Source organism: Kitasatospora phosalacinea, assembly GCF_000717185.1.
Lineage (GTDB): Bacteria > Actinomycetota > Actinomycetes > Streptomycetales > Streptomycetaceae > Kitasatospora > Kitasatospora phosalacinea_A.
Map to the genome: position 1 here is coordinate 1 of NZ_JNYE01000170.1, position 6,808 is coordinate 6,808.

6 protein-coding genes and 1 pseudogene are annotated in these 6,808 nt (G+C 74.5%); 5 read left to right on the forward strand and 2 right to left on the reverse strand.

Annotated elements, in window-relative coordinates; genetic code table 11:
• Positions 1 to 292: 292 nt before the first annotated feature.
• Positions 293 to 1,234 carry a threonine/serine dehydratase gene (locus OO57_RS36750; RefSeq protein WP_033257191.1) on the reverse strand — a complete coding sequence of 314 codons (942 nt, stop codon included), beginning with the start codon at positions 1,232 to 1,234 and terminating at the stop codon, positions 293 to 295.
• Positions 1,235 to 1,432: 198 nt separating this feature from the next.
• Between OO57_RS36750 and OO57_RS36755 the strand changes: the two genes are divergently transcribed.
• From OO57_RS36755 to OO57_RS36775, 5 genes are all read left to right on the forward strand, one after another.
• Entirely contained in the window at positions 1,433 to 2,779 is a 1,347-nt protein-coding gene (locus OO57_RS36755; RefSeq protein ID WP_033257193.1) for a cryptochrome/photolyase family protein, read from the forward strand.
• Positions 2,780 to 3,328: 549 nt separating this feature from the next.
• Positions 3,329 to 3,640 (forward strand): antibiotic biosynthesis monooxygenase family protein, encoded by a 312-nt coding sequence (locus OO57_RS36760; RefSeq protein WP_033257195.1) that lies wholly within the window; start codon positions 3,329 to 3,331, stop codon positions 3,638 to 3,640.
• Positions 3,641 to 3,656: 16 nt separating this feature from the next.
• Positions 3,657 to 4,778 carry an FtsX-like permease family protein gene (locus OO57_RS47130; protein WP_033257197.1) on the forward strand — a complete coding sequence of 374 codons (1,122 nt, stop codon included), beginning with the start codon at positions 3,657 to 3,659 and terminating at the stop codon, positions 4,776 to 4,778.
• The gene (locus OO57_RS36770) at positions 4,775 to 5,491 is read left to right on the forward strand and encodes an ABC transporter ATP-binding protein (RefSeq protein ID WP_033257199.1); all 717 of its coding nucleotides are present in this window, start codon (positions 4,775 to 4,777) and stop codon (positions 5,489 to 5,491) included. Before OO57_RS47130 ends, OO57_RS36770 begins: the two co-directional genes overlap by 4 nt.
• A 28-nt stretch (positions 5,492 to 5,519) precedes the next feature.
• Positions 5,520 to 6,113 (forward strand): TetR/AcrR family transcriptional regulator, encoded by a 594-nt coding sequence (locus OO57_RS36775; RefSeq protein ID WP_033257200.1) that lies wholly within the window; start codon positions 5,520 to 5,522, stop codon positions 6,111 to 6,113.
• Positions 6,114 to 6,140: 27 nt separating this feature from the next.
• On the opposite strand, the pseudogene OO57_RS41895 reads toward OO57_RS36775, so the two are convergent.
• A pseudogene (locus OO57_RS41895) lies at positions 6,141 to 6,636 on the reverse strand (transposase).
• Positions 6,637 to 6,808 lie beyond the last annotated feature (172 nt).

Genomic DNA, 6,808 nt, shown 5'->3' on the forward strand with positions numbered 1-6,808 from the left:
CTCAGCCATCTCCCCAGGTGTCACACGTCCTCAACGACACACCACCGCCAACAGACACGCCCAATCAAAATCAACCTGACCAAGCCCTACTAGTGCCGCGTCAGGCAGCCTTCGCCCGTCGCGACGCCCCCAGCCCCAAGGGGGGGGCTGGGGGGTGCCCCCTTGGCACGCCCTCTCGCCGCACCGGCCGAAAACCCGAGTACACCCAGTACGAGGGCTTCCGGCCGGCACGCCGAGAGCACGCACCGGACGCCGCTCCTTGACGGCAAAGGTTGCCCGACGCGGCACTAACTCACGCGTCCGGCCCGGCCAGGGTGCTGGGGTCGGTGTTGGCGCCGCACAGCACGACGCACACCCGCTCGTCCGGGGCCGGGCGGTAGGCGCCGGTGCCGAGGGCGGCCAGGGCGGTGGACGCGGCGTGCTCGACGGCGATCCGGTGCTCCTCCCACAGGAGGCGGCGGGCCCGGACGATCTCCGCGTCCGGGACCAGGACGCTGACCACGCCCTCGGCGCGGGCCGCGGCCAGGGCGGTCGCGGAGGCGCGGCGGGCGCCCAGCGAGTCCGCGGCGACCGACTCGACGGGGACGTCCACCGGCTCCCCCGCCGCCAGCGCGGCGTGCAGCGCCCGGCAGTTCTCCGGCTCCACCGCGACGGTGCGCACCCCGTGCGCGCGGGCCGCGGCGGCCACGCCCGCGAACAGGCCGCCGCCGCCGACCGCCACCACCACCGTGTCCAGGCCCGGCACCTGCTGGAGGACCTCCTCCAGCAGGGTGCCCGCCCCGGCCGCCACCAGCGGGTGGTCGTACGCGTGCGAGGCCAGCGCGCCGCTCGCCGCCGCGAACTCCTCGCAGGCCGCCAGCGCCTGCGCGTACTCGCTGCCCGCCAGTCGGACGTCCGCGCCGTAGCCGCGCAGCCGCTCCACCTTCACCGCGGGCGCGTTCACCGGCAGGAACACCGTCGCCCGCACGCCCTCCCGCCGCGCCGCCCACGCGCAGGCCAGCCCGGCGTTGCCGCCCGAGGCGATGGTCACGCCCGCGTCCGGCAGGGCGCCCGCCTCCCGGTGCGCGCGCAGGAAGTTGACCGCGCCGCGGGCCTTGAACGAGCCGGTGTGCTGGAGGTGCTCCAGCGCCAGCCACGCGCCGTCCGGCCCGCCCGGGCTCACCGCGACGGGGCGGACCAGGCCGGCGATCCGTTCGGCGGCCTGCTGGACGTCGGTGTGGTCGAGCTGGTGCACGGTACGGCTCCCGCGGGTCGGCGAAAGGGGACGCGGCCGACAGTACCCCGCCCGGCGGGCCGGGCCCATCCGTTCCGGTGACCGCTCCGAAGCAGGGGAGGGGACGCCCGTTCCCGTGGCGTCGGCCGCCCGCCCGTCGGAACATCGACAGGTCGCCGTGTCGACACCGCCAGGCACCCGCACGGAAAAACAGCACCCATGACACTCGCCGTCGTCCTGTTCACCCAGGACCTGCGCCTGCACGACAACCCCGCCCTGCACGCCGCCCGCGCCGGGGCCGACCGGGTCGTCCCGCTGTTCGTCAGCGACCCGGCCGTCGCCGCCGCCGGGTTCGCCGCCCCCAACCGGGCCGCGTTCCTGGCCGGCTGCCTCGCCGACCTCGACGCCGGGCTGCGCCGGGCCGGCGGACGGCTGCTGGTGCGCGAGGGCGACACCGCCGAGCAGGCCGCGAAGCTCGCCGCCGAGACCGGTGCGGCGAGCGTGCACCTCGCCGCCGGGGTCAGCGGCTACGCCCGGCGGCGCGAGCAGCGGCTGCGCCGGGCCCTGGGCGACCGGCTCCGGGTGCACGAGGGCTCGCTGACGGCCGTCCCGCCCGGCGCGGTGCTGCCCGCCGGACGCGACCACTACGCCGTGTTCACCCCGTACCACCGGGCCTGGCAGCAGGTCGCCCGCCGCACCCCGCTGCCCCCGCCGCGGGGCCTGGACACCCCCGGGGAGCTGACCGGCGCGGTGCTGCCCACCGCGACGCCCACCGCCCGCCACCTGCCCGAACCCGGCGAGAGCGCCGCCCGCCGGGCCTGGCAGCGCTGGCGCACCGCGCACTACGCCGACCTGCACGACGACCTCGCCGCCGACGGCACCTCCCACCTCTCCCCGTACCTGCACTTCGGCTGCCTGTCCGCCAACGAACTCGTCCACCTCGCCGAACGCCGCGGTGGTCCCGGCGCCGAGGCCTTCGTCCGGCAGCTCGCCTGGCGCGACTTCCACCACCAGGTGCTGGCCGCCCGGCCCGACGCCGCCCGCGCCGACTACCGCCCCCGGCACGACGACTGGCGCGCGGACCCGGACGAGTTCGCGGCCTGGTGCGAGGGCCGCACCGGCTTCCCGATCGTCGACGCGGGCATGCGGCAGCTCGCCGAGACCGGCTGGATGCACAACCGGGCCCGGCTGCTGACCGCCAGCTTCCTCGCCAAGTCGCTCTACCACGACTGGCGGCCCGGCGCCGCGCACTTCCTGCACCACCTCGTCGACGGCGACCTCGCCAACAACCAGCTCAACTGGCAGTGGGTCGCCGGGACCGGCACCGACACCCGCCCCAACCGCGTCCTCAACCCGCTCGCCCAGGCCGACCGCCACGACCCCGACGGCGCCTACGTCCGCCGCTGGGTCCCCGAACTCGCCCACCTCCCCGGCCGCGAGATCCACCGCCCCTGGCAGTCCCGCCACCGCCCCGCCGACTACCCCGCCCCGCTGATCGCCCCCGACGCCACCGGCCACCGCCTGCGCGCCGCCCGGATCGACCAGGACCCGCGCCCCGGAACCTAGTGCCGCGTACTTGGTCGCGATCAAGGAGTGTTCCCGGCGAGGTCCCTGATCCACGTCATCGCGCCGCGAAGGTGAGCCCGGCGTCGTGGCCGACGGGCCCGCGGACCCGGACCTTGTCCGGCAGGGCAATGAACTGCGGGCTGTCGGCGGCCCGGCCCCCGGTCGGGACGAGCACCAGCGGGCGGCCGGACCACGCCCCCGAACTGCCTGCGCAGACGCTCCGGGCACGGGCCGTACTCGCCGACCGGCAGCTACGGCCCGATGAACTCCCGCTCGCTGTCATTCAGTTGCACCCGCGTCACACAACACGGCCTGCCGGACCAGGGCCCACGGCGAGGCCGCAACCCTCGAATCGACCACAACCCGATGCGGGCCCCAGAGCCTGTCTGACACATGCTTTCCGCAGGTCACATCGGGTGCGGACTCGGCTTCGGCCGGCATGGGCAGATCTTGCCGACAGGGGCGTCGGCAACCTGGGCTAGGATGCTGACACTGGTGTCGGCAAACCATGTCGGTGCCCTGTCCTGCCCTGGAACAGGTGGTTTTCGGATGTACACGGTGATGAACCGGATAGCGGTCCCCGCGGTCGATGCGGAGGCGTTCGAGGAGCGGTTCGCCGCGAGCATGCGTGCGGCGCTGACCGGTGTGGACGGGCTGCTGGGGTCGCGGTTGCTGCGTCCCCGGCAGGAGGGCGGGGTGTACGTGGCGGTGACGGACTTCACCGGCAGGGAGGCGTTCGCTGCCTGGATGCGTTCGGAGTCGTTCCGGGCCGCGCACGGGCCGTCCGGGGGCGGCGGGTCGGCCGACGGGGCGGGCGGCGGCGTGGAGATGTTCGAGACCGTCGTCTCCGTCGGCGCCTGAAGCGAAGGGTCCTGTCGTGTTCCTCGCTCTTCGTGACCTGCGTTTCGCCCGCGGGCGGTTCGCCCTGATCGGTGCCGTGGTCGGGATGATCGCCGTCCTCGGGGTGATCCTGTCCGGGCTGGCCAGCGGTCTGGCCGACTCCGGCATCTCCGGCCTGCGCGCCCTGCCCGTCACCCACCTCGCCTTCGACCGCTCGGCCACCGGTGAGCTGTTCTCGCGTTCCACCGTCACCACCGACACCGCCGCCCGGTGGGCCGAGCAGCCCGGTGTCCGCAAGGCCGAGCCGCTGGGCCAGCAGCTGGTGCACGCCCAGCTCGGCGTCCCCGGCGGCAAGCAGCTCGACCTCGCCGTCCTGGGCGTGCGGCCCGGCGGCTTCCTCGCCCCCGCACCGCTGTCCGGCGCCCCGCTGGCCGGCTCCACGCCGAACGGCGTCCTGGTCAGCGAGGACATCCTCAAGGAGGGTGTCAAGGTCGGCGACCGCCTCATCGCCGGACAGGCCGGAACCGAACTGACCGTGACCGGCACGATCGGCCACGCCTCCTTCGGGCACGTCGGCATCGTCTACGCGCCGCTGCCGCTGTGGCAGCAGCTCCACTACGGCCTGCCCGGCCCGCTGCCCGACGCCGCCGCCCACCAGGCCACCGCCGTCGCCCTCCAGCTCGCCCCCGGCACCGCAATCGCCGCCGCCGACCGGGACCTGGGCACCCAGACCGTCGACAAGGCCGGCACCTACGGCGCCTCGCCCGGCTACACCGCCGAATCCAGCACCATGACCCTCATCCGCGGCTTCCTCTACGCCATCTCCGCCCTGGTCGTCGGCTCCTTCTTCACCGTCTGGACCATCCAGCGCCGCCAGGAGATCGCCCTGCTCAAGGCCATCGGCGCCTCCACCCGCTACATCCTGCGCGACGCCCTCACCCAGGCCGCCGCCGTCCTGCTCGCCGCCACCGCAGCCGGAACCGCCGTCGGCCTGGCCCTGGGCGGGGCGATGAACGGATCCGCCCCCTTCTCCCTCCAGGCCGACCAGGTCACCCTCGCCGCCCTCCTGCTGATCGTGCTGGGACTCGCGGGCGCCGCGGTGGCCGTCCGCCGCATCACCAAGGTCCAGGCCCTCAGCGCACTCGGAGCCAACCGATGACCCACCCCGCCTCCGCCCACAGCGCCGCCGGCACCGCCGCCGAGGCCGCCGTCCTGCGCCTGACCGGCGTCACCCTGCACCTGGGCCGCGACCCGCAGCAGGTCATCGCCTTGGACGCCGTCGACCTGGCGGTCGCACCCGGGGAGTTGGTCGCCGTCACCGGGCCCTCCGGCTCGGGCAAGTCCAGCCTGCTCGCCGTGGCCGGCGGCCTGCAGCACCCCACCGCCGGCACCGTCCACGTCGCCGGAACCGACCTGACCACCCTCAGGGAACACCAGCGCACCGCCCACCGCCGCCGCCACATCGGCTACGTCTTCCAGCACGCCAACCTCTTCGCCTCCCTCACCGCCCGCGAACAGCTCCTCCTCACGGCGCACACCGCCGGACGCCTCGACGCCGCCACCCGCCGCCGCGCGGACGAACTCCTCGAGGCCGTCGGCATGAGCGCTCGCGCCCACCACCGCCCCGACCGCCTCTCCGGCGGTGAGCGCCAGCGCGTCGGCATCGCCCGCGCCCTGGTGCTGGCCCCCGAGGTTCTGCTCGTCGACGAGCCGACCTCCGCCCTGGACCGCGCCCGCGCCCGCGAGGTCGTCGACCTGCTCGCCGAACAGACCCGTGCCCACCGCACCGCGACCGTCATGGTCACCCACGACCACGAGATACTGGACGCGGCCGACCGCGTCCTGACCCTGCGGGACGGCCGCCTGAGCTGACCGAACCCCCGAAAGGCGTCCCCGCCCCATGCCGAAGATCAACGCCGCCACCGTCGCCGAGCACCGTGCCCAGCAACGCGCCGCGCTGATCCAGGCCGCCGTCGACGTCCTCGTCGAACAGGGCGCCGCCGCCGTCACCCCGGCCGCGGTCGGCGCCCGCGCCGGGCTCGCCCGCTCCAGCTTCTACCAGTACTTCCCCTCCGCCCCGGCCCTGCTCGCCGCCATCGTCGAAGAGGCGTTCACCGCAGCCGACACCGCCACCACCCAGGCCCTCGCCGGCCTCCACGAACCCGCAGAGCGCCTCGAAGCCTTCGTCCGCACCGAACTCCACCTCGCCGCCCGGGGCGCGCACCGCCCCGCCAAAGCCCTGATGCAGGCCGACCTCCCGCCCGAATGCCTGGCCCGCGTCCACGAACTCCACCACCGCCACCACGCCCCCCTCCAGGCCGCAATCACCGCCCTGACCGGCGAGGCCGACGCCCCCGAACTGACCGGCCAACTCGTCGGCGGCACCATCCAGGCCGCCATGACCGCCGTCGAACACGGCGCCGACCCCACCCACGTCGCCGATCGCGCCCTCACCCTCCTCCACCACGGCCTCACCACGCGCACCAGCCAGTAGCCCCACGACGGACCAGTGGTCTGATCGCTACTCCGACGCGCGCAGCCACAGGACCAGCGACACCACGACAACGCCCGCCCGGTAGCGGTCGGCGAGCTTGTCGAACCTGGCGGCGACCGCACGGAACTGCTTGAGGCGGGCGAAACACCGTTCCACAACGTTGCGGGCCCGGTAGACCTCCTTGTCGAACGCGGGCGGACGGCCTCCGGCGGCCCCGCGCCGTCGCCGGTTGGCCACCTGGTCACGGCGCTCGGGGATCGTGGCCGCGATGCCCCGGTGACGGAGCAGTCGGCGAATCGCCCGGCTCGAACACGCCTTGTCGCCCAGCACTCGATCCGGCGTCGTACGCCCAAGTGCCGTCCGCCTCCCACCGGGCGAAACGCTCGTAGACGGTCTGCCACGGCCCGTACTGTTCGGGGAGATCACGCCACGGCGCCCCGGTCCGCAACCTCCACAACACACCGTTGACCACCTGCCGGTGATCACGCCACGGACGCCCGCGCCCGTCCGCCTGCGGCAGCATGGGCCCTATCCGATTCCACGCCTCGTCCGTCAACTCACCTCTACCTGACACGACATGAATCGTCAGACGGGCTCTAGTAGGGCTTGGTCAGGTTCGCCTGAGTGCGGGTATGTCGCGGTGGCAGGTCGGGCAGTGTCCTGCCCAGGTGGCGAGGACCAGCTGCAGCTCGCGG

Excerpts from the sequence above, each read along its gene's own strand:
- OO57_RS36770 (WP_033257199.1), top strand. The coding sequence starts at position 4,775 with ATGACCCACCCCGCCTCCGCCCACAGCGCCGCCGGCACCGCCGCCGAG.
- OO57_RS36760 (WP_033257195.1), top strand. The coding sequence starts at position 3,329 with ATGTACACGGTGATGAACCGGATAGCGGTCCCCGCGGTCGATGCGGAG.
- OO57_RS36755 (WP_033257193.1), top strand. The coding sequence starts at position 1,433 with ATGACACTCGCCGTCGTCCTGTTCACCCAGGACCTGCGCCTGCACGAC.
- OO57_RS36775 (WP_033257200.1), top strand. The coding sequence starts at position 5,520 with ATGCCGAAGATCAACGCCGCCACCGTCGCCGAGCACCGTGCCCAGCAA.